The following is a 19,151-nucleotide window of genomic DNA, read 5'->3' as shown; positions in this document are numbered from 1 at the left end:
CAGGAGAGCAGCATGAAGCAGACGCAATACGTGGCCCGCGAGCCCGATGCGCAAGGTTTTATCCACTACACCGCTGAAGAACACGCGGTGTGGAACACGCTGATCACCCGCCAGCTCAAAGTCATCGAAGGCCGTGCGTGCCAGGAATACCTGGACGGCATCGACAAGCTGGGCCTGCCCCACGACCGCATCCCACAACTGGACGAAGTCAACAAAGTGCTGGGCGAGACCACGGGCTGGCAAGTCGCCCGCGTGCCGGCGCTGATCCCTTTCCAGACCTTCTTCGAATTGCTTGCCAGCAAGCAGTTTCCGGTGGCGACCTTCATTCGTACCCGTGAAGAGCTGGATTACCTGCAAGAGCCGGACATTTTCCACGAGATCTTTGGCCACTGCCCGTTGCTGACCAACCCTTGGTTTGCCGAATTTACCCACACCTACGGCAAACTCGGCCTACAGGCTTCCAAGGAAGAACGCGTCTACCTGGCGCGCCTGTATTGGATGACCATCGAGTTCGGCCTGGTGCAGACCCCGCAGGGCCGGCGCATCTACGGCGGCGGCATCCTCTCCTCGCCCAAGGAAACCGTGTACTGCCTGTCCGACGAGCCTGAGCACCAGGCCTTCGATCCGTTGGAAGCCATGCGCACGCCGTATCGCATCGACATCCTGCAACCGGTGTATTTCGTGTTGCCGGAGCTCAAGCGTCTGTTCGACCTGGCCCACGAAGACATCATGGGCATGGTCAAGCGCGGTCGGGAACTGGGCCTGCACGCCCCGAAATTTCCGCCCAAAGCGGCGTGAACCGCGTCTTTTAATCCCAATTGAGTCTGTTGCACGACGCGGCTTTGCTTTAGCGTGGGTGCATCGACGTTTTCAACTATTCGATCCAGGAACACACCATGAACACTCTGAACCAAGCCCACTGCGAAGCCTGCCGCGCCGACGCCCCACAAGTCAGCGACGAAGAATTGCCGGTGTTGATCAAACAGATCCCGGACTGGAACATCGAAGTGCGCGACGGCGTCATGCAGCTGGAAAAAGTTTTCCTGTTCAAGAACTTCAAGCACGCCCTGGCATTCACCAACGCCGTTGGCGAGATCTCCGAGGCCGAAGGCCACCACCCAGGCCTGCTCACCGAGTGGGGCAAAGTCACCGTGACCTGGTGGAGCCACTCCATCAAGGGCCTGCACCGCAACGACTTCATCATGGCCGCCCGCACCGATGACGTGGCCAAGACCGCCGAGGGCCGCAAGTAATGCATTTCGACGCCATCGGCCGGGTACCCGGCGATCCGATCCTCGGCCTGATGGAGGCCTACGGGGCGGATAGCAACCCGAGCAAGTTCGACCTGGGCGTGGGCGTCTACAAGGATGCCCAAGGCCTGACGCCGATCCTTCAATCGGTGAAGCAGGCCGAGCAGCGACTGGTGGATCGCCAGGTCACCAAGACCTACATCGGCGGCCATGGCGACGCCGCGTTCGGCCAGTTGATCAATGAGTTGGTGCTGGGCGCCGACTCGTCGCTGATCAGCGCAAAACGCGCCGGCGCCACCCAGACACCCGGCGGCACCGGTGCCCTGCGCCTGAGCGCCGACTTCATCGCCCAGTGCCTGCCGGGCCGTGGTGTCTGGCTGAGCAACCCGACCTGGCCGATCCACGAGACCATTTTCGCCACGGCCGGGGTCAAGGTCAGTCATTACCCTTATGTGGGCGCCGATAACCGCTTGGATTTCGAGGCGATGCTGGCAACCCTGAACCAGGCGCCCAAAGGCGATGTGGTCTTGCTGCATGCCTGCTGCCACAACCCCACCGGGTTCGACCTGTCCCATGGGCAATGGCAGCAGCTGCTGGAAGTGGTGCGCAGCCGCGACCTGCTGCCACTGATCGACTTCGCCTACCAGGGTTTCGGCGATGGCTTGGAACAGGACGCCTGGGCGGTCCGGCTATTTGCCCAAGCGTTACCCGAAGTGCTGATCACCAGCTCCTGTTCGAAGAACTTCGGCCTGTACCGCGACCGCACGGGTGCATTGATCGTCTGCGCCCGGGACGGCGAAAAACTGATCGATATCCGCAGCCAATTGGCAAACATCGCCCGGAACCTGTGGTCGACGCCACCAGACCATGGCGCAGCCGTAGTGGCGACCATCCTCGGCAACCCGGAACTCAAAAGCCTGTGGGCCGATGAAGTCCAGGCCATGCGCCTGCGCATCGCGCAATTGCGCAGCGGTTTGCTGGAGGCCCTCGAACCCCATGGTCTGCGCGAGCGCTTCGCCCATATCGGCGTGCAACGCGGGATGTTTTCCTACACCGGCCTGACGCCGGAACAGGTCAAGCACCTGCGCGAACGCCACAGCGTCTACATGGTCGGCACCGGCCGGGCCAACGTGGCCGGTATCGATGCGACGCGCCTGGACTCGCTGGCCGAGGCGATTGCCGACGCGTGCAGGTAACACCACCGTAGGCTGTTGATTGTGTGGCGAGGGAGCTTGCTCCCGCTCGGCTGCGCAGCAGCCGTAAAAAGGCCTGGCGCGGTATGCCTGAGGGATAGCGCTGCTCCACCTGGGGCGGCTTCGCCGCCCAACGGGAGCAAGCTCCCTCGCCACGGTGGATCAAACCAGCCTCAAGTCATCCGCCGCCCTTGAGCCGTTATTGGCCCGTCCACTCCTGGACAAACTGCCCCACATCTTCCTGCGGTGCGGTACGCGCCTCTTTCTGCGGTGTGCCCAGGTAGAGGAAACCGATCACTTCCTCCCCATCTTCCAGGCCAAGCCCCCGGGCCACATGTGGCGAGTACGCCAGTTCGCCGGTGCGCCACACGCCACCAATCCCCTGGGCATACGCGGCCAGCAAGATGCCATGGGCCGCGCAGCCGGCCGCCAGCAATTGCTCTGATTTCGGGATTTTGAAATGGTCTTGCAGACGGGCGATCACCACCACGACCAGGGGCGCGCGCAATGGGCCATTGAGGGCCTTTTCCACGACGGCTTCGGGCACCAGCGGGTCATTGAACTTTGCCGCTTCGGCCAGCAGTTCGCCCATGCGATGCCGCGCCTGCCCTTCCACCGTCAGGAAGCGCCATGGCCGCAACTGGCCGTGATCCGGTGCCCGCATGGCCGCGGCGAACATCAGCTCGCGCTGTTCCGGCGTGGGTGCCGGCTCCACCAGGCGCGGGACGGAAACACGGTTGAGCAAAGCGTCGAGAGCCTGCATCGGCCACCTCCTGAAAAAATGTCCAGCTATTCTAGTGGCTGTGCGGCGAGTCCGTTAGCGCAAATTCCGTGGCCAGGCAGCCAGGCGCCGCCGAGTGCCGGTTTACAGGACGCTGGCCGCAGGTAGAATGGCGCCCTTCCCTTTCAGCCTGAGCGGACTTCATGGCGTTGCCGACCCTGCGAATCATCGGTTTCATCATCGGCATCTTCCTGATCACCCTAGCGATCTTCATGGTCGTGCCCATGGTCACGCTGATGATCTTCGAGCGCACTGGCGACCTGCCGTCGTTCCTCTGGTCGAGCATGATCACGTTCCTCGCCGGCCTGGCGCTGGTGCTTCCCGGGCGTCCGGAACACATCCACCTGCGGCCGCGGGACATGTACCTGCTGACCGTCAGCAGTTGGCTGGTGGTGTGTATCTTCGCTGCGCTGCCGTTCCTGCTGACCCAGCACATCAGCTATACGGATTCGTTCTTCGAAAGCATGTCGGGCATCACCGCCACCGGCGCCACCGTCCTGAGCGGCCTGGACAATATGTCGCCGGGCATCCTGATGTGGCGCTCGCTGCTGCACTGGCTCGGCGGTATCGGCTTCATCGGCATGGCGGTGGCGATCCTGCCCCTGCTGCGCATCGGTGGCATGCGGCTGTTCCAGACCGAGTCATCGGACCGCTCGGAAAAAGTCATGCCCCGCTCCCACATGGTGGCGCGATTGATCGTGGCGGCCTACGTGGGCATCACCATTATTGGCACCCTGGCGCTCTGGTGGGCCGGGATGAGCCTGTTCGATGCCATCAACCACTCGATGTCGGCGATTTCCACCGGCGGTTTTTCCACTTCTGACCTGTCCCTGGCCAAGTGGACCCAGCCGGCGGTGCACTGGGTCGCCATCGTCATCATGATCCTCGGCAGCCTGCCGTTTGCCCTGTACGTCTCGATGTTGCGGGGCAATCGCCGGGCGTTGATCAAGGACCAGCAGGTCCAGGGGCTGATTGGCGTGCTGTTGGTGACCTGGCTGGTGCTCGGCACCTGGTATTGGGCGACCACCGACCTGCATTGGCTGGACGCGCTGCGGCACGTGGCGCTGAACGTGACGTCCATCGTCACCACCACCGGCTTCGCCCTGGGCGACTACAGCCTGTGGGGCAATTTCTCGCTGATGCTGTTCTTCTACCTGGGGTTCGTCGGCGGTTGCTCGGGTTCGACGGCCGGCGGGATCAAGATCTTTCGCTTCCAGGTCGCCTACATCCTGCTGCGGGCCAACCTTAATCAACTGATCCATCCCCGTGCGGTGATCAAGCAAAAATACAACGGTCATCGCCTCGACGAGGAAATCGTCCGCTCGATCCTGACGTTCTCGTTCTTCTTCGCCATCACGATCTGCGTGATCGCCCTGCTGCTGTCGCTGTTGGGTGTGGAATGGATGACGGCGTTGACCGGTGCGGCCAGTACCGTGTCGGGCGTCGGCCCGGGGCTGGGGGAAACCATCGGGCCGGCCGGCAACTTCGCACCGCTGCCGGACGCCGCCAAGTGGATTCTGTCGGGGGGCATGCTGCTGGGCCGGCTGGAGATCATCACCGTGTTCGTGCTGTGTATCCCGGCGTTCTGGCGTCACTGACCGGTTCAGGCTGGCTCGCCAACCGCGCCCGATATTCGCCGGGCGTGGTGTCGAACCAGCGGCGAAAGGCCCGGAAAAAATTGCTCGGGTCGGCAAATCCCAACAGGTAGGCGATTTCCAGCAGCGTCATGCCCGGCTGTGCCAGGTACTGCTCGGCCAGCTCGCGGCGGGTGTCTTCCAGCAGGCTCTGGAAACTGGTGCCCTCTTCCTGCAAGCGCCGCTGCAAGGTGCGCTGGGACAGGTGCAGCGTCTGCGCTACCACGTCTCGCTTGGGTTCCCCCTGGGGCAACAACCGGCACAAGACTTGTCGTGCCTTGTGGGTCACGCGGCTTTCCGAGAAACGCGCGAGGTATTCCCCGGCAAACCGATCGTGAAGCTGCGCCATGGCTTCATTGGCCGTCGGCAACGGCGCCTCCATGTCGGCCCGTTCGAAGATCAGCGCGTCATAGGGCGCGCCGAACACCAGCGGCGCATGAAAAGCTCGGTGATAAGGCGCCGGGTCCGAGGGTTCGGCGCCCTGGAACAGCACCTTCACCGGATGCAGGGTGCGCCCGGTCAACCAGCTGCACAGGGCCAGCGCACAAGCCAGGGACGCTTCGGCGCTTTGGCGGGTCGGGGGCAGATGGTCGCCATGCACGGTCAGGATCAGCCCATAGCCGCCTTCCAACGGACGAAAACTCAAGTCGGCGCTTTCGGCGATGATCCGCTGGTACCGCACCAGCCGTTGGAAACCTTCCACCAGGGTGCGACTGGACATCAAGGCGTAGCCCGCCACATGGAACGAGGCCGGGCGCACCACCTTGCCCATGTTCAAGCCAATGGCCGGGTTGCCCGACAACTCCACCGCCCGTTGCCAGAGCCGCGTCATCGAGTCCTGGGGAAACCGTGCATCCGGATCGTCCAGCGCATCGAAATCCAGCCCCAATTGATTGAACAGCGCCCGACAATCCAGGCCGTCCATTTCCAACGCCTTGACAATCCCCATCGCCCAGCTTGAAGAAGTGGTTCGTTCGCTCATGACGTTTTACTTGCATGACGAGCCGCAGGGTACGGCTGGATTTGCGAAGGATACTAAAGTGGCGCTGATTGTCACTGGCCGTTGTAATTGATAGCTCTAGACTTAAATATCAAAACAATAACCACAGAGTCAGCCGTCGTGGAAAACGCCAAACGATTCAATACCTTCGCTGAGTTCTACCCGTATTACCTCAGCGAACACAGCAACAGCACCTGCCGACGATTGCATTTCATCGGCACCTCCCTGGTCATCGTGATTTTCGTCATGGCCCTCGTCGCAAGTAGCGGGTGGCTGTGGCTCGCCCTGCCGGTGGCCGGCTACGGCTTCGCCTGGGTCGGGCACTTCTTCTTCGAAAAAAACCGGCCCGCCACCTTCCAGCATCCGCTCTACAGCCTGCTCGGTGATTTCGTCATGTACCGCGACATGCTGCTGGGCAAGGTCGCGTTCTGATAAGGAGTGTCGATGAGCAACCACGCACGCTTTACCCACATGCAGGACGGCACGGCGCAAGATTGGGCGATCATCGCGGCCGACTTCAGCGCTTACGCGCGACAGTTGTCGGGCCGGATCCTGGCCCACTTAAGATTGCTGGACGGCGATTTCGGCGGGTTCCCGGTGGATCGCCTGACCCACTCCCTGCAAACCGCCACCCGTGCCTACCGTGACGGGCGCGATGAGGAATACGTAGTCTGCGCCCTGCTCCACGACATCGGCGACACCCTCGGCTCCTATAACCACCCGGATATCGCCGCGGCCATCCTCAAGCCCTTCGTCAGCGCCGAAAACCTGTGGATGGTGGAGAAGCACGGGATTTTCCAGGGCTATTACTTCTTCCATCACCTGGGCATGGACCGGTACCTGCGCGAGCAGTTTTTCGAACATCCGCAGTACCAGGCGACCATTGATTTCTGTGCGAAATACGACGCGGCGGCGTTCGATCCCGAGTACGACACATTGCCGTTGAGCTTCTTCGAGCCGATGCTGGAAAGGCTGTTTGCCGCGCCGAAGCAATCGATCTACAAGGCGGCGATGGCGGAGCAAGCCTGAATCCAACGGACGCAGGAAAACCCGTGGCGAGGGAGCTTGCTCCCGCTGGGCGCGAAGCGCCCCTCTTTTCCAGGGCTGCTGCGCAGCCAGCGGGAGCAAGCTCCCTCGCCACAAAAACACTATGTGGGCTTGCGAAACAGGCAGGCTGGCCTAGGCAGGCTCAGTCACTTTCAACTCAGCCTTGATCAACGCCTCCCGCGCCTGGGCGTCCGCCAACCGATACAACTCGATCGTCCCATCCCAATGCTCGATCAGCGCCGTGCAGGATTCGACCCAATCGCCACAATTGAGGTATTCCACCTCCCCCACCATCCGCATCTCGGCATGGTGGATATGCCCACAGACCACGCCATGCAATTCGCGCTTCACGCACTCGTGGGCGATGGCTTCTTCGAAGTCGCTGATGAAGCTGACCGCCGTCTTCACCTTGTGCTTGAGATACGCCGACAGCGACCAGTAACCGTAGCCATAACGGGCCCGCCAGTGGTTGAGCCAACGGTTCAGCGTGAGGGTGAATTCGTAGGCCGAGTCCCCGAGGAACGCCAGCCAACGGTGATAACGGGTGATGACATCGAACTGGTCGCCATGGATCACCAGCAGGTGCCGGCCATCGGCGGTGACGTGCACCGCTTCGTCCACCAACTGGATATTGCCCAGGATCAGCTTCGAATAGCGCCGCAGGAATTCGTCATGGTTGCCAGTGACGTAGATCACTTCGGTACCGCGCTTGCTCATCGTCAGCAAGCGGCGGATGACGTTGGTGTGGGCCTGGGGCCAATACATGCCACCGCGCAGCTTCCAGCCGTCGATGATGTCCCCCACCAGGTAGATCTTGTCGGCGTGGTAGCCCTTGAGAAACTGCGAGAGGTGCTCGGCCTGGCAGTCCCGGGTACCCAGGTGCACATCGGAGATCCACAGGGTGCGTACACGCTGCTTGCGGCTGGGTTTGGCGAGCTCGGCGCTGGTCATTGGGCAACCCTCTGATCGTTTTCGCCACTGTGCACCCCAGCGGTTAATGGCCTATGACAAACACAAGTCCATTGCATGACAGCGCCGGGCGTTGCCCCTCGGTGTATGCTGGCGGCCTGACACGGGAGACCGCGATGCGACCGATCCTCACGCTACGCCACTACAGCCACGACTTGATCGTCCACAGCCACGACCACGCGCAACTGGTGTTCGGGTTGTCCGGCGCGCTGGACTTCGAAGTCGAAGGTCGTGGCAGCCAGGTGGTGCAACAAAGTTTCGTGGTGGTACCTGCCGGAGCCCATCATGCCTGTGGCAGTCCCCAGGGCAGTCGCTGCCTGGTGCTGGATGTGCCCAGTGACGACTGGGTCGGGCAATGCCTGGGGGATCACGCCGACGCCAGCCGCCGCTTGCTCGATGACAGCGCTCGTCGGCCCCTGGATGCTGGGCAAAGCCAACTGGTCAGTTGGCTGGCGGGCAGCCCGGTGGACGATCCGGTGATCGCCCAGCAAGGCGCGGTGCTGCTCTTGGCGAGTCTCAATGGTGTTCACCAGGACACCCTCGGTGGCCGGCGCCTGCCCTACGCCGCGCTCAACGCCCACATCGACCAGAACGCGGCCTACCCGCTGCAAGTAGCGGACCTGGCGCGGGTCGCCGGCCTTTCCAGCGCCCGCCTGCATGCGCGTTTCATCGCCGAGTGCGGGCAAACCCCGATGGCGTACATCCGTAGCCGCCGCTTGCACCAGGCCGTGGCGTTGTTGCGGAAGTCGGACCTGCCCATCGGCGAGATCGCCCATCAGGTCGGCTACAGCTCCCAGAGTGCTTTCGCCGCGGCGGTGCTGCGGGAATTCGGCGCCACGCCGGGCAAGCTGCGGCATCAGCGCTAGGTTCGCGCTAAAAATCGCTAGGATCGCGACAGATATTGCCGCCTCACCCGCGCTTAAATACTCCAATCTGTGAGGGGAACAGTCCTGTGGGAGCGAGCTTGCTCGCGATAGCTATCTGTCGGTCAACTCCTGCATTGCCTGAACCACCGCTATCGTCGGATCGCCGCCCGGAGCAAGCTCGCTCCCACAGAAGAAGCTCATCAATTGCCCCACTGTCTGTTGAAAGGATCGAAATGACACCTCGTACCGCCCTCGGCGCCCTGCACATTGGCGCACTCATGTTTGGCCTGACCGGTGTCTTTGGCAAACTCGCCGCGGCCTCGCCGGCGGTCATCGTGTTCGGCCGCGCCGTCTTCGCCGTGCTGGCCCTGGCGGTGTTTGCCCGGTTCGCCAGCCGCAGCCGCTGGCAGAAACTGCGGGCCCAGGATAGTCGGCGATTGCTGCTGGGCGGCCTGTTGCTGGCCGGGCACTGGGTGAGCTTCTTCATCGCGGTGAAAGTGGCCGGCGTGGCGATCGCGACGTTGGGGTTCGCCAGTTTCCCGGCCTTCACGGTATTGCTCGAGGGGCTGATCTTCCGCGAGCGGATTCGCGCCAATGAAATCTGGCTGGTGGTGTTGGTGAGCCTCGGCCTGGTGCTGGTCACGCCGAGCTTCGACCTGGCAAGCGGTGCCACCACCGGCCTGCTCTGGGCCGTGGCTTCGGGGCTGCTGTTCTCCCTGTTGTCATTGACCAACCGTGCTGGTTCCGCCCATGTGCCGCCGGTACAGGCGGCGCTGTGCCAGAACGTGGTGGTCGGGTTGTGCCTGCTGCCGGTGGCCGCACCGCAATTGAGCGACGTTCGTCCCATCGACTGGTTGTGGATCGGCTTGCTCGGTGTGTTTTGCACCGGCCTGGCCCACAGCCTGTTCGTCGCCAGCCTGGCCGTGATCAAGGCCCGCACGGCGGCGGTGGTCTTCGCCATGGAGCCGGTCTACGGCATCGCCATGGCCTGGTGGCTGTTCGACGAGCGCCCGACGTTGCGCATGTTGCTGGGCGGCGTGGTGATCATCACGGCCATCGTGATCTCAAGCCAACTGGGCGGTTCGAAAAAACCCCGGGCGGAGACCCAAGCCGCGTCTCACTGAACCCGATCGTTGTGGCCCAGGTCCCGCTCCGGGTCGATCCGGTCGCGGACCCGCTGCTTGAGGACCTTGGCCTCGGGAAAACCGCCATCGGCCTTGCGCTCCCAGATCTGCGTACCGTCACAGCTGATGTGGAACACACCGCCGGTGCCCGGCACCAGGGACACTTTGCCCAGGTCGTCGCCAAAGGTGCTGAGCAGTTCCTGGGCCAGCCAGGCGGCACGCAGCAACCATTGGCACTGGGTGCAATAGGTAATGACGACTTCCGGTTTGTGTTCGTTCATGGCGGGTGGACTCCTGGGTGCTAAGGCGTCGTTATAATACCCGCCTTTGATCGCCCGCCCCGAGATTGACGATGCGCCGCCTCCTGCCCCTCCTGCTTCTGCTGCTGTTGCCCCTTTTCGTCCAGGCTGTCGAAGCACCGCGGCCGAAAATCGGCCTGGTATTGTCCGGCGGCGCGGCGCGGGGACTGGCCCACATCGGTGTGCTCAAGGCCTTGGAAGAGCAAGGCATCAAGATCGATGCCATTGCCGGCACCAGCATGGGCGCGGTGATCGGCGGGCTGTACGCCTCGGGCTACAAGATCGACGAACTGGAAAAACTCGCCCTGGGCATCGACTGGCAACAGGCCTTGTCCGACGCGCCGCCGCGCAAGGACGTGCCGTTCCGGCGCAAACAGGATGACCGGGATTTTCTGGTGAAGCAGAAACTGAGCTTTCGTGACGACGGCAGCCTCGGCCTGCCCTTGGGGGTGATCCAGGGCCAGAACCTGGCCCTGCTGCTTGAAAGCCTGCTGGCCCATGCCAGCGATACGCGGGACTTCGACAAACTGCCGATCCCGTTTCGCGCCGTCGCCACCGACATCGCCACGGGCGAAAAAGTCGTGTTCCGCAAAGGCCACCTGCCCAAGGTCATTCGCGCCAGCATGTCGATCCCGGCGGTGTTCGCCCCGGTGGAACTGGACGGCCGGCTGCTGGTGGACGGTGGCATGGCCGATAACATCCCGTTGGATGTGGCCCGGGAAATGGGCGTGGACATGGCCATTGTGGTTGACATCGGCACGCCGCTGCGCACCCGCAAGCAATTGGTCACGGTAGTCGATGTGCTGAACCAATCGACCACCCTGATGACCCGGCGCAACTCTGAAGAGCAACTGGCGACCCTGAAAAAAGACGACGTATTGATCCAACCGGCCCTGGCGAGCTTCGGCTCCACCGACTTCGGCCGTGCCCAGGAAATGATCGACGCCGGCTACCGCGCCACCCGCATACTCGACGCACGCCTGGCCCCTCTACGCCCGCCCGAGACACCCGACGCCGAACTCATGGCCGCGCGCACTCCCAGCGAGCGCACGCCGGTCATTACCGCCATTCGCGTGGAGAACGACTCGAAAGTCGGCGATGACGTGATTCGCTATTACATTCGCCAGCAGATTGGCGAGCCACTGGACCTGGGTCGCCTGCAGACCGACATGGGTACGCTGTACGGCCTGGATTACTTCGAGCAGGTGCAATACCGCGTGGTTCACAAAGGCCAGGACCGTACGCTGGTGATCAGCGCCCGGGGCCGACGGACCGGCACCGATTATCTGCGGCTGGGGCTGAGCCTGTCGGACGACATGCGCGGCGACAGCGCTTTCAACCTGGGGGCCAGTTATCGGGTCAACGGCATCAATCGCCTGGGTGCCGAATGGCTGACCCGGGCGCAGATCGGCGACAAGCAGGAGTTGTACAGCGAGTTCTACCAGCCATTGGATGTCGGCTCGCGCTACTTCATCGCCCCCTACGGGCAATTCGAATCGCGCAACGTGGAGTCCATCCTGGACAACGATCCGGTGGCCCAGTATCGCGTCGAGCGCTATGGCTTCGGGCTGAACGTGGGCCGCCAGATCGGCAACAGTGGTGAAATTCGCTTCGGTGTCGGCCAAGCCTGGGGCAAGGCCGATGTGCGCATCGGCGACCACGACCAGCCCAGCGAGAATTTCAACGAGGGTTTCTACGAGCTCAAGTATTCGTTCGACTCCCTGGACAGTGTGTATTTTCCCCATGAAGGGGAAGACATCGGCCTGAGCTGGCGCCAATACGAACCGGGGCTGGGCTCCGACCAACGTTACCGTCAATGGGAGTTCAAACTGGACAAGGCCCTGAGCAGAGGCCCGGACACCTTCATCCTGGGCGGGCGCTACGGCCGCACCCTGGACACCGCCGAGGTGGTGACATCCAGCTTTGTGCTCGGTGGCGCGCGGCAATTGTCGGGCTTTCGCGAAGATGGAGTGTCCGGCCAGAATATGAGCCTGATGCGTGCCGTGTATTACCGCCGCCTCACACCGCGGGCCTACCTGCCCTTGGACTTCCCGCTGTACATCGGTGGCTCGTTGGAGCGCGGCCGGGCCTGGAACAACGACAACGAGTTCGACAGCGGCTACATCAATGCCGCGAGCATCTTCCTCGGTTTCGATACGCCGCTGGGGCCACTGAATTTCAGCTATGGGTTCAACGACGACGATGAACAGGCGGTTTACCTGAACCTGGGGCAGACGTTTTGAGGGGATGGGTGTTTGCCTGGGTGGGATTGATCGCCTGACAGGCCGCTATCGCGAGCAAGCTCGCTCCCACGCTGGATTCGGGATGTAGGCGAAATCCTGTCCACCAAAGACCCCTGTGGGAGCAAGCTTGCTCGCGATAGCGGTGGGTCTGTGCCGGTGATGTTGGCTGTGCTGCCGCCTTCGCGAGCAAGCTCGCTCCCACACTGGATTCGGGATATACGCGAAATCCTGTCCACCAAAGACCCCTGTGGGAGCAAGCTTGCTCGCGATAGCGGTGGGTCTGTGCCGGTGATGTTGGCTGTGCTGCCGCCTTCGCGAGCAGGCTCGCTCCCACACTGGATTCGGGATATACGCGAAATCCCTGTCCACCCAAGATCCCCTGTGGGAGCGAGCTTGCTCGCGAAGGGACCGGTTGACTCGACATCCATTTACAACTTCAACGAATGCCCGCCAGCAGCACCCGAGCGGTTTCCTTGAGGGGTTCGTCGCCCTCTTCGAGCAACTCTTCAAGCAGGGTCACGGCGGTCTTCAGGTCGCCATCGTCGATGCAGTTCTGGGCCTGTTCCAGCTTGGCCGAATGCTCCGGGGGCTGGGGTTCGAGGGACAGGGTGTCCAGGGAAACAGGTTCAAGGGCCAGTGGCTCAAATTCCAGCGCCTGCTCTTCATCGGCAAAACCATCGAGGAAAGCATCGTCCAGCGACTCGGTTTCCAGGGGTGCTTCCCATTGCAGCTCCGGTTCGTCGAAACCTGAAAGCGACAAGCCCTCGGCCGGGTCGCTAGCAAGGGGGGCGACCGGTTTGTTTTCGGTGGAGGTCTCCTGGTCATCGGCAAGGTCCCAACTGGTTTCCATGGACAGCGCATCCAGGTCCAGCTCGAACTCATCACGCGGCGCCTGTTCAGGTTCAGGCTCAACTTCAGGCACCGGTGCCTGGGGTTCTGTCGGAGCCACTATCGGTGCGGTGATCGCGGCAACCTTGGGATAACGCCCACGAATGTCCTCCAGCGTCCCGGCATCGACCCCTTGTCCCAGCAAATGATTTTCCTGGGCCTGGAAACCGATGACATCGCCCTGCCTGCCCAGGACCTCCAGCAGTTTCAGGCCCAGGTCGGTGCGTTCAGGCTCCGCCAGCAACGCCGCGCGCAACAGCCCCGCAGCCTCGGTGAAACGGCCGTAGGTCAGGTAGATCCCGACGCCCTCCAGCACATCACCCAGGGGCGCATCGCCGTTATTGAACGTTGTCGCGGCTTCGGGGGGCTCCGTGTCGGGGATTGAGTCGAAGTTTTCGTCGCCCGCCTCCAGCATCGGCTCCGGACGCTCGGCCGTCGGCTCCAGCTCGGCCTGCTGCTGGCGCCGCCGAATGAACAGTAACAACGCCAACAACCCCAACAGGGCTACCAACCCGGCCACCCATGTCCAATTGATGCCCTCTGGCTCTGCAACCGGCTCAGTAACGGGGGGCACGTCCGGAGCCAGCTCCGAGGCAGGCTGCGCCGGTTGCGGTTGCGCCGACGCAACGGGGGCTGGAGCCGTCTCGGCCAGCCGGGCCTGCAATTCGCTGATCTGCTGGCGCTGCCCGGCAAGTTCCGCATCCTGGGCCTGGAGCCGCGCTTGCAGTTCCTCGATGGTCTTTTGTTGCTGCTGGTTTTGCAGCACGCTGGCCGCCAGTTGCTCATCGGACGCGGCAGAAGCCTGGCCAGCGGTGGTTGCAGCCGATGTCGGCAGCACGGCCGAATCGGGCAACAACAGGCGTTGACCGATGGAGAGCCGGTCGCTGCCGGGATTCAAGGCCTGGATCCCTTGCACCAGCTCATTGACCGACGCGTTACTGCCGGCGTCGTGCAGGCGCTGGGCAATGATCCATGGGTTGTCTCCCGGCACGACCGTATAGCGCTTGCCCTGTACCGCCGGGGGCGGTTTGATGGCCGGGGTGGCCTGGCTCGGCGCAGGCTGCGCAGCCGTGGAAGGCTCGTCACGTTCCGGCACGATACCCGGTGAGCCCGGAGGATCGAGCAGCACGGTGTATTCGCGCAGCAGGCGCCCATTGGGCTGATTAAGCTGCACCAGGAAATTAAGGAAAGGCTCCTCCACCGGTTTGTTGGAGGTCACTCGAATGAAACTGCGCTCCCCGCGCAAAAACGGCGTAAAGCGCAGATTATTGAGAAAAAACACCCGTTCCACGCCCGCACGACTGAAATCGTCCGGGCTCGCCAGGCTGGCCGACAGATCACCTTCACTGATCCCGGCCACATCGACCAGGGCGATATCGGCGCGCAACGGCTGGTTCAGGGCGGAATGGAGCGTGATCTCGCCAAGCCCCAGCGCTGACGCCAAGGCCGGAAACCCAAGGGCACCCACGACGATCGACACGTTGACCCAACTGCGCAACGTGGACTGCAAACTTTCAAGCATGGGCATCCCTTTCGATTACCAGAACCAACCTCGGCATAAACGCCCTCAATAGGAACGCTTACTACTGGTTATAGTTCGCTAACCGGCGAATCTCAAAAGTCTGACGCCAGGGATATGCCTCAGGATTTTTCCAGGTTGGCCAGGATCGTGCCATGGACCCGCATGCAGACGCGCATGTCGGCCTCGTCGACACCTTCGAACAGTTCCCGGCGCAATTGCGTGGCAATGGTTTCGATCTGTTCGATCAAGGGCAGGGCCGGTGCGCAGAGCACGATCTTCTTGGCCCGGCGGTCTTCTGCCACGGCCTGGCGCTGCACCAGCCCCTGGGTTTCCAGGCTGTCGAGCAAGCGGGCCAGGGTCGGGCCTTCGACCGCGACGCTCTGGGCCAATTCGCGCTGGGTCGGCGCCTGTTCGAAACGGGCCAAGTGCAGCAGCACCAGCCAGCGCGCCTGGGACAGGCCCAGCCCGGCCAGGCGACGGTCCAGTTCGGCACGCCAGCCTCGGGACATCTGCGCCAACTGCATGCCAAAACGGTGTTGATCGGTTAACGGCATAAAAAACTCATCAGATCTGAAATAGAGAAAAACTAATTATTAGTCAGCTAAGCATGAGCTTTGGATTCAAGCAAGGCTGGCCTTGTACTGAATCGTTAAAGGAGCGCAACTCACTGATCAGACTTCAAATTCCGACTGCAACGCAGCCCTGACGCAGTACAGCACACCTTCGGGCACCCGTCCGACAAACAACGCGGCAACTTCGGACACTGGCGGCAACTCGCCTTCGCCATCCAGGAACGCGTCCTGTACTTCGCCCATCAGTTCCTCGGGCAGATCCAGGGCCTGCTCCAGGGATAGCTGCTGTTTGCCAATGGCCTCGGCCAGCATCGTGTAGACGTTTTTTTCCGAGCATTGCAATTGCCCGGCGATCTGCACCGGGGTCATGCCGGCCCGAGCCAGGGTGATGAGCTCGTGGCGCACATCGGCCACCGCTTTCGGCGCTTCGGCTTCGCCGCCCAGCACCTGGAGGAAGGCCTCGCCATAACGCTCCAGCTTGCGCGCCCCCACACCGCTGACCCGGGCCATTTCCGCCAGGGAAGTGGGCTGGCTGCGGAGCATTTCCAGCAGCGTGGAGTCGGGGAAGATGACGTACGGCGGTACGCCGTGTTCCTCGGCCAGCTTGCGACGCAAGGCGCGCAAGGCTTCCCATTGATCGCGCTCTTCGCCACGGACCAGTTGGCTGGCCTGGCTCTTGCTGCTCTTGACCGCCGTTGCCGGCTTGAGGTCGCGGCGCAGTTCCAGGGTGACCTCGCCCTTGAGCAGGGGCCGGCAGGTTTCGGACAAACGCAAGCCGCCGTAGCCTTCCAGGTCGATGTCCGCCAGGCCGCGGGCCACCAGTTGCCGGAACAATGAGCGCCACTCGCCCTCGGTACGGGCCTTGCCCACGCCGAACACCGTCAGGTGCTGGTGGCCGAAGTTGCGGACCTTCTCGTTGTCCTTGCCCAGCAACACGTCCACCAGGTGCCCGACGCCATAACGCTGGCCGGTGCGGAAAATCGCCGACAAGGCCTGGCGGGCCGGTTCGGTGGCGTCCCAGGTTTCCACGCCATCGACACAGTTGTCGCAGTGCCCGCACGGCTGGGGCATGTCTTCGTCAAAATAGGCCAGCAACGTCTGGCGACGGCAGCGGGTTTCCTCGCACAGCGAGAGCATGGCGTCGAGCTTGTGCTGCTCCAGGCGCTTGTGCCGCTCATCGCCCTCGGAGTTCTGCAGCATCTGCTTGAGCATCACCACGTCTTGCAGGCCGTAGGCCATCCAGGCATCGGCCGGCAAGCCGTCACGGCCGGCGCGCCCGGTTTCCTGGTAGTACGCTTCAAGGGACTTGGGCAGGTCCAGGTGTGCGACAAAACGCACGTTGGGCTTGTCGATGCCCATGCCGAACGCCACGGTGGCCACCATGATCAGGCCTTCCTCGTTGAGGAAACGCTTCTGGTGATAGGCCCGCAGGTCGTTGGGCAGGCCGGCGTGATACGGCAACGCCGGGAACCCTTGTTCACACAGGAACGCCGCCACTTCGTCGACCTTCTTGCGCGACAGGCAATAGACAATGCCGGCATCGCTGCGGCGCTCGGCGAGGAACGCCAGCAACTGCTTGCGCGGCTGCTCCTTGGGCACGATGCGGTAGAAAATATTCGGACGGTCGAAACTCGACAGGAACCGCTCGGCATCCTGCAAATGCAGGCGCTCGACGATTTCCTCGCGGGTGCGCTTGTCGGCGGTGGCGGTCAGGGCGATGCGCGGCACGTCGGGGAACAGTTCCGCCAGTTGCCCCAACTGCAGGTATTCACGCCGGAAGTCATGACCCCACTGGGACACGCAGTGGGCCTCATCGATGGCGAACAGGGCGATTTCCAGGCTCTGCAGGAACGCCAGCATGCGTGGCTGCACCAGGCGTTCCGGGGCCAGGTACAACATCTTCACTTCGCCGCGCTTGATCCGCGTCGCCAGGTCTCGCTGTTGCTCGGCGCTGAGGGTGGAGTTCAGCGACGCGGCGGCGACACCCAGTTCCTCGAGGGTCGCGACCTGGTCGTCCATCAGCGCGATCAGCGGCGAAACCACCACCGCCAGGCCGTTGCGCAGCAGCGCCGGTACCTGGAAGCACAAGGATTTGCCGCCGCCGGTGGGCATGAGCACCAAGGCATCGCCACCGCTGGCCACGCGCTCAATAATGGCACCCTGGCGGCCACGGAAACTGTCGTAGCCGAAGATGTCCTTGAGGACGCGTTGAGCCTGTTCGAGCATAGAAACTCCAGAAATCACCAAAACATCCCTGCAAGGCTGGTTCAGAATCACAAACGCTGCACCGGCAAATCGTAAGTGCGCGTTTCGAACCGGCGGGACGCCGCAGGGCATCGCAAAACGCGGCAGTATACCCGAGGCCTTCGTTGCAAAGGGGGCTGCTGACAAGAGGTGCTAGCGGCTGGGATGCCCAACACATTGCTTCTGTTGCCACAATTCCCTGTGGGAGCGAGCTTGCTCGCGATAGCGGTGGGTCATTTAGAGAAGGTGCTGGATGTGCCCCCCTCATCGCGAGCAAGCTCGCTCCCACATTCGATCTGCGCTGCCTCCATCTGTGTCTACCCCTGACCTTCTGGAGGCAAATCCACCACGCGGCTGGCCTGGGCGCTCAAGAAGGCCTAGAATTCCCGCATTGTTTATTCCCCAAGGTAGCCCGTAATGTCCTTCGCTGAGCAACTGACCCGCCTGCAAGTCTTCCTCGACGCCGATGAGCTGCACGACGAAGCGCTGGACTACGTGGCCGCTCATGGCTACTTGACCGCCCTGTCCATCTGCGCAGAAACAGTGCCGGAGCGTGAGTGGATCGACGCCCTGTTCGCCGAAGAGCCGCATTACAGCGACGAAGCCCAGCGCGCCGAAATCGAAGCCACGCTGATTGGCCTCAAAGCCCACATCGCCCGCCAACTGGCTTCCGATGAAGAATTCGAGCTGCCGTGCGAACTGGACCTGGGCGATGACCCGGACGATTCGGAACTGCGAGGCTGGTGCATCGGCTTCATGGAAGGCGTGTTCCTGCGCGAAGCTGCCTGGTTCGAAACCGCCGAGGAAGAAGTCAGCGAAATGCTGTTGCCGATCATGGTCGGTTCCGGCCTGTTCGACGAGCAACCGGAGTTTTCCGACATCGCCGCCGACGCGAACCTGATGGACGACATGATCGTCCAGATCCCTGAAGCCCTCACCGCCTTGTACCTGCTGTGCAACGCCCCGGACGAGAAACCGGCGATCCTCAAGCCTCGCCACCACTGAGTGACCGGGTGCCCTCGCCCGTCGGCAACCGCCCGCTGATCCTGCGTTACGCTCTACTGGCCATCGGCTGGTTGAGCGTGGTGCTGGGGGTCATCGGCATTTTTATTCCCGTCCTGCCCACCACCCCCTTCCTGCTGCTGGCCGCGGCCTGCTTCGCTCGCAGTTCACCGCGCTTCTACCAATGGCTGGTAGGGCATCCCCGCCTCGGTCCGTGGATCAGCGACTACCTCAGCGGCAACGGCATTCCGCTCAAGGGCAAGGTCTATGCCATCGGGCTGATGTGGGCCAGCATCCTGTTGTCCTGCTATCTGGTGCCATTGCCATGGGCGCGCGGGTTCATGCTCACCAGCGCGGTGCTGGTGACGGTTTATATTCTCAGGCAGAAAACGCTGCGCAAACCCTGAATATCTAACGTGGCGAGGGAGCTTGCTCCCGCTGGGTGGCGAAGCCGCCCCTCTCAGGATTATTCAATCTCCCAGGCATTGCGCGTCAGGCCTTTTGCGGCTGCTGCGCA

At 62.6% G+C, this 19,151-nt stretch carries 18 protein-coding genes; 11 read left to right on the top strand and 7 right to left on the bottom strand.

Going from position 1 to position 19,151, the window contains the following annotated elements:
* Window positions 1-12: 12 nt before the first annotated feature.
* The 3 genes from phhA (at window position 13) to J3P85_RS07680 (ending at window position 2,446) form a co-directional block, all read left to right on the top strand.
* Window positions 13-798: a phenylalanine 4-monooxygenase gene (phhA, locus tag J3P85_RS07690; protein ID WP_186704640.1), complete on the top strand. Its 786-nt coding sequence runs from the start codon at window positions 13-15 to the stop codon at window positions 796-798.
* Between the two features lie 98 nt (window positions 799-896).
* Window positions 897-1,253, top strand: coding sequence for a 4a-hydroxytetrahydrobiopterin dehydratase (locus J3P85_RS07685; protein ID WP_003184087.1), 357 nt, complete (start codon window positions 897-899; stop codon window positions 1,251-1,253).
* Entirely contained in the window at window positions 1,253-2,446 is a 1,194-nt protein-coding gene (locus tag J3P85_RS07680; RefSeq protein ID WP_411386800.1) for an amino acid aminotransferase, read from the top strand. Before J3P85_RS07685 ends, J3P85_RS07680 begins: the two co-directional genes overlap by 1 nt.
* A 196-nt stretch (window positions 2,447-2,642) precedes the next feature.
* On the opposite strand, the gene J3P85_RS07675 is transcribed toward J3P85_RS07680, so the two are convergent.
* A complete protein-coding gene (locus J3P85_RS07675; protein ID WP_434705375.1) occupies window positions 2,643-3,206 on the bottom strand; it encodes an NAD(P)H nitroreductase in 564 nt (187 codons plus the stop codon).
* Window positions 3,207-3,367: 161 nt separating this feature from the next.
* Here J3P85_RS07675 and J3P85_RS07670 point away from each other — a divergent pair, with 161 nt between their 5' ends.
* Window positions 3,368-4,822 (top strand): TrkH family potassium uptake protein, encoded by a 1,455-nt coding sequence (locus J3P85_RS07670; protein WP_434705374.1) that lies wholly within the window; start codon window positions 3,368-3,370, stop codon window positions 4,820-4,822.
* Here the strand turns inward: J3P85_RS07670 and J3P85_RS07665 are convergent.
* Window positions 4,779-5,840 (bottom strand): AraC family transcriptional regulator, encoded by a 1,062-nt coding sequence (locus J3P85_RS07665; protein WP_411386798.1) that lies wholly within the window; start codon window positions 5,838-5,840, stop codon window positions 4,779-4,781. The genes J3P85_RS07670 and J3P85_RS07665 overlap by 44 nt on opposite strands.
* A 138-nt stretch (window positions 5,841-5,978) precedes the next feature.
* On the opposite strand from J3P85_RS07665, the gene J3P85_RS07660 reads away from it, so the two are divergent.
* Entirely contained in the window at window positions 5,979-6,290 is a 312-nt protein-coding gene (locus tag J3P85_RS07660; RefSeq protein WP_434705373.1) for an Mpo1-like protein, read from the top strand.
* Between the two features lie 12 nt (window positions 6,291-6,302).
* Complete coding sequence (locus J3P85_RS07655) at window positions 6,303-6,887, top strand: HD domain-containing protein (protein WP_434705372.1); 585 nt, start codon at window positions 6,303-6,305, stop codon at window positions 6,885-6,887.
* Between the two features lie 150 nt (window positions 6,888-7,037).
* On the opposite strand, the gene J3P85_RS07650 is transcribed toward J3P85_RS07655, so the two are convergent.
* A complete protein-coding gene (locus J3P85_RS07650; protein WP_411386797.1) occupies window positions 7,038-7,856 on the bottom strand; it encodes a UDP-2,3-diacylglucosamine diphosphatase in 819 nt (272 codons plus the stop codon).
* Between the two features lie 134 nt (window positions 7,857-7,990).
* Between J3P85_RS07650 and J3P85_RS07645 the strand changes: the two genes are divergently transcribed.
* Both J3P85_RS07645 and J3P85_RS07640 read left to right on the top strand, forming a co-directional pair.
* Window positions 7,991-8,740: an AraC family transcriptional regulator gene (locus tag J3P85_RS07645; protein WP_434706335.1), complete on the top strand. Its 750-nt coding sequence runs from the start codon at window positions 7,991-7,993 to the stop codon at window positions 8,738-8,740.
* A 233-nt stretch (window positions 8,741-8,973) separates the two neighbouring features.
* Window positions 8,974-9,864: a DMT family transporter gene (locus J3P85_RS07640; RefSeq protein ID WP_434705371.1), complete on the top strand. Its 891-nt coding sequence runs from the start codon at window positions 8,974-8,976 to the stop codon at window positions 9,862-9,864.
* Here the strand turns inward: J3P85_RS07640 and J3P85_RS07635 are convergent.
* Window positions 9,858-10,145 (bottom strand): SelT/SelW/SelH family protein, encoded by a 288-nt coding sequence (locus J3P85_RS07635; RefSeq protein WP_434705370.1) that lies wholly within the window; start codon window positions 10,143-10,145, stop codon window positions 9,858-9,860. The genes J3P85_RS07640 and J3P85_RS07635 overlap by 7 nt on opposite strands.
* Window positions 10,146-10,216: 71 nt before the next feature.
* Here J3P85_RS07635 and J3P85_RS07630 point away from each other — a divergent pair, with 71 nt between their 5' ends.
* Window positions 10,217-12,406 (top strand): patatin-like phospholipase family protein, encoded by a 2,190-nt coding sequence (locus J3P85_RS07630; protein WP_434705369.1) that lies wholly within the window; start codon window positions 10,217-10,219, stop codon window positions 12,404-12,406.
* 436 nt (window positions 12,407-12,842) lie between these two features.
* Here the strand turns inward: J3P85_RS07630 and J3P85_RS07625 are convergent, their stop codons facing one another.
* From J3P85_RS07625 to recQ, 3 genes are all read right to left on the bottom strand, one after another.
* Window positions 12,843-14,816, bottom strand: coding sequence for a FimV/HubP family polar landmark protein (locus tag J3P85_RS07625; RefSeq protein ID WP_434705368.1), 1,974 nt, complete (start codon window positions 14,814-14,816; stop codon window positions 12,843-12,845).
* Between the two features lie 119 nt (window positions 14,817-14,935).
* A complete protein-coding gene (locus J3P85_RS07620; protein WP_003199001.1) occupies window positions 14,936-15,370 on the bottom strand; it encodes a MarR family transcriptional regulator in 435 nt (144 codons plus the stop codon).
* A gap of 117 nt (window positions 15,371-15,487) precedes the next feature.
* Window positions 15,488-17,614: a DNA helicase RecQ gene (gene recQ / locus J3P85_RS07615; protein WP_434705367.1), complete on the bottom strand. Its 2,127-nt coding sequence runs from the start codon at window positions 17,612-17,614 to the stop codon at window positions 15,488-15,490.
* A 435-nt stretch (window positions 17,615-18,049) separates the two neighbouring features.
* Between recQ and J3P85_RS07610 the strand changes: the two genes are divergently transcribed.
* Entirely contained in the window at window positions 18,050-18,637 is a 588-nt protein-coding gene (locus J3P85_RS07610; RefSeq protein ID WP_186704628.1) for a YecA family protein, read from the top strand.
* Between the two features lie 8 nt (window positions 18,638-18,645).
* Window positions 18,646-19,041, top strand: a complete 396-nt coding sequence (locus J3P85_RS07605; RefSeq protein ID WP_434705366.1) for a YbaN family protein — start codon at window positions 18,646-18,648, stop codon at window positions 19,039-19,041.
* Window positions 19,042-19,151 lie beyond the last annotated feature (110 nt).

The organism is Pseudomonas sp. Z1-12, assembly GCF_051132015.1.
Classification (GTDB): Bacteria; Pseudomonadota; Gammaproteobacteria; order Pseudomonadales; family Pseudomonadaceae; genus Aquipseudomonas; species Aquipseudomonas zanjanensis.
The sequence above is the reverse complement of the archived record's forward strand: the minus strand, read 5'-3'. Positions and strand labels throughout refer to the sequence as shown.

Bases quoted from the DNA above. Each gene is read 5' to 3' on its own strand.
- J3P85_RS07655 (WP_434705372.1), top strand. From the start codon at position 6,303: ATGAGCAACCACGCACGCTTTACCCACATGCAGGACGGCACGGCGCAA.
- J3P85_RS07680 (WP_411386800.1), top strand. From the start codon at position 1,253: ATGCATTTCGACGCCATCGGCCGGGTACCCGGCGATCCGATCCTCGGC.
- J3P85_RS07650 (WP_411386797.1), bottom strand. From the start codon at position 7,856: ATGACCAGCGCCGAGCTCGCCAAACCCAGCCGCAAGCAGCGTGTACGC.
- J3P85_RS07620 (WP_003199001.1), bottom strand. From the start codon at position 15,370: ATGCCGTTAACCGATCAACACCGTTTTGGCATGCAGTTGGCGCAGATG.
- J3P85_RS07665 (WP_411386798.1), bottom strand. From the start codon at position 5,840: ATGAGCGAACGAACCACTTCTTCAAGCTGGGCGATGGGGATTGTCAAG.
- J3P85_RS07610 (WP_186704628.1), top strand. From the start codon at position 18,050: ATGTCCTTCGCTGAGCAACTGACCCGCCTGCAAGTCTTCCTCGACGCC.
- J3P85_RS07685 (WP_003184087.1), top strand. From the start codon at position 897: ATGAACACTCTGAACCAAGCCCACTGCGAAGCCTGCCGCGCCGACGCC.
- J3P85_RS07670 (WP_434705374.1), top strand. From the start codon at position 3,368: ATGGCGTTGCCGACCCTGCGAATCATCGGTTTCATCATCGGCATCTTC.
- J3P85_RS07640 (WP_434705371.1), top strand. From the start codon at position 8,974: ATGACACCTCGTACCGCCCTCGGCGCCCTGCACATTGGCGCACTCATG.
- J3P85_RS07625 (WP_434705368.1), bottom strand. From the start codon at position 14,816: ATGCTTGAAAGTTTGCAGTCCACGTTGCGCAGTTGGGTCAACGTGTCG.
- J3P85_RS07645 (WP_434706335.1), top strand. From the start codon at position 7,991: ATGCGACCGATCCTCACGCTACGCCACTACAGCCACGACTTGATCGTC.
- J3P85_RS07675 (WP_434705375.1), bottom strand. From the start codon at position 3,206: ATGCAGGCTCTCGACGCTTTGCTCAACCGTGTTTCCGTCCCGCGCCTG.
- phhA (WP_186704640.1), top strand. From the start codon at position 13: ATGAAGCAGACGCAATACGTGGCCCGCGAGCCCGATGCGCAAGGTTTT.
- recQ (WP_434705367.1), bottom strand. From the start codon at position 17,614: ATGCTCGAACAGGCTCAACGCGTCCTCAAGGACATCTTCGGCTACGAC.
- J3P85_RS07630 (WP_434705369.1), top strand. From the start codon at position 10,217: ATGCGCCGCCTCCTGCCCCTCCTGCTTCTGCTGCTGTTGCCCCTTTTC.
- J3P85_RS07635 (WP_434705370.1), bottom strand. From the start codon at position 10,145: ATGAACGAACACAAACCGGAAGTCGTCATTACCTATTGCACCCAGTGC.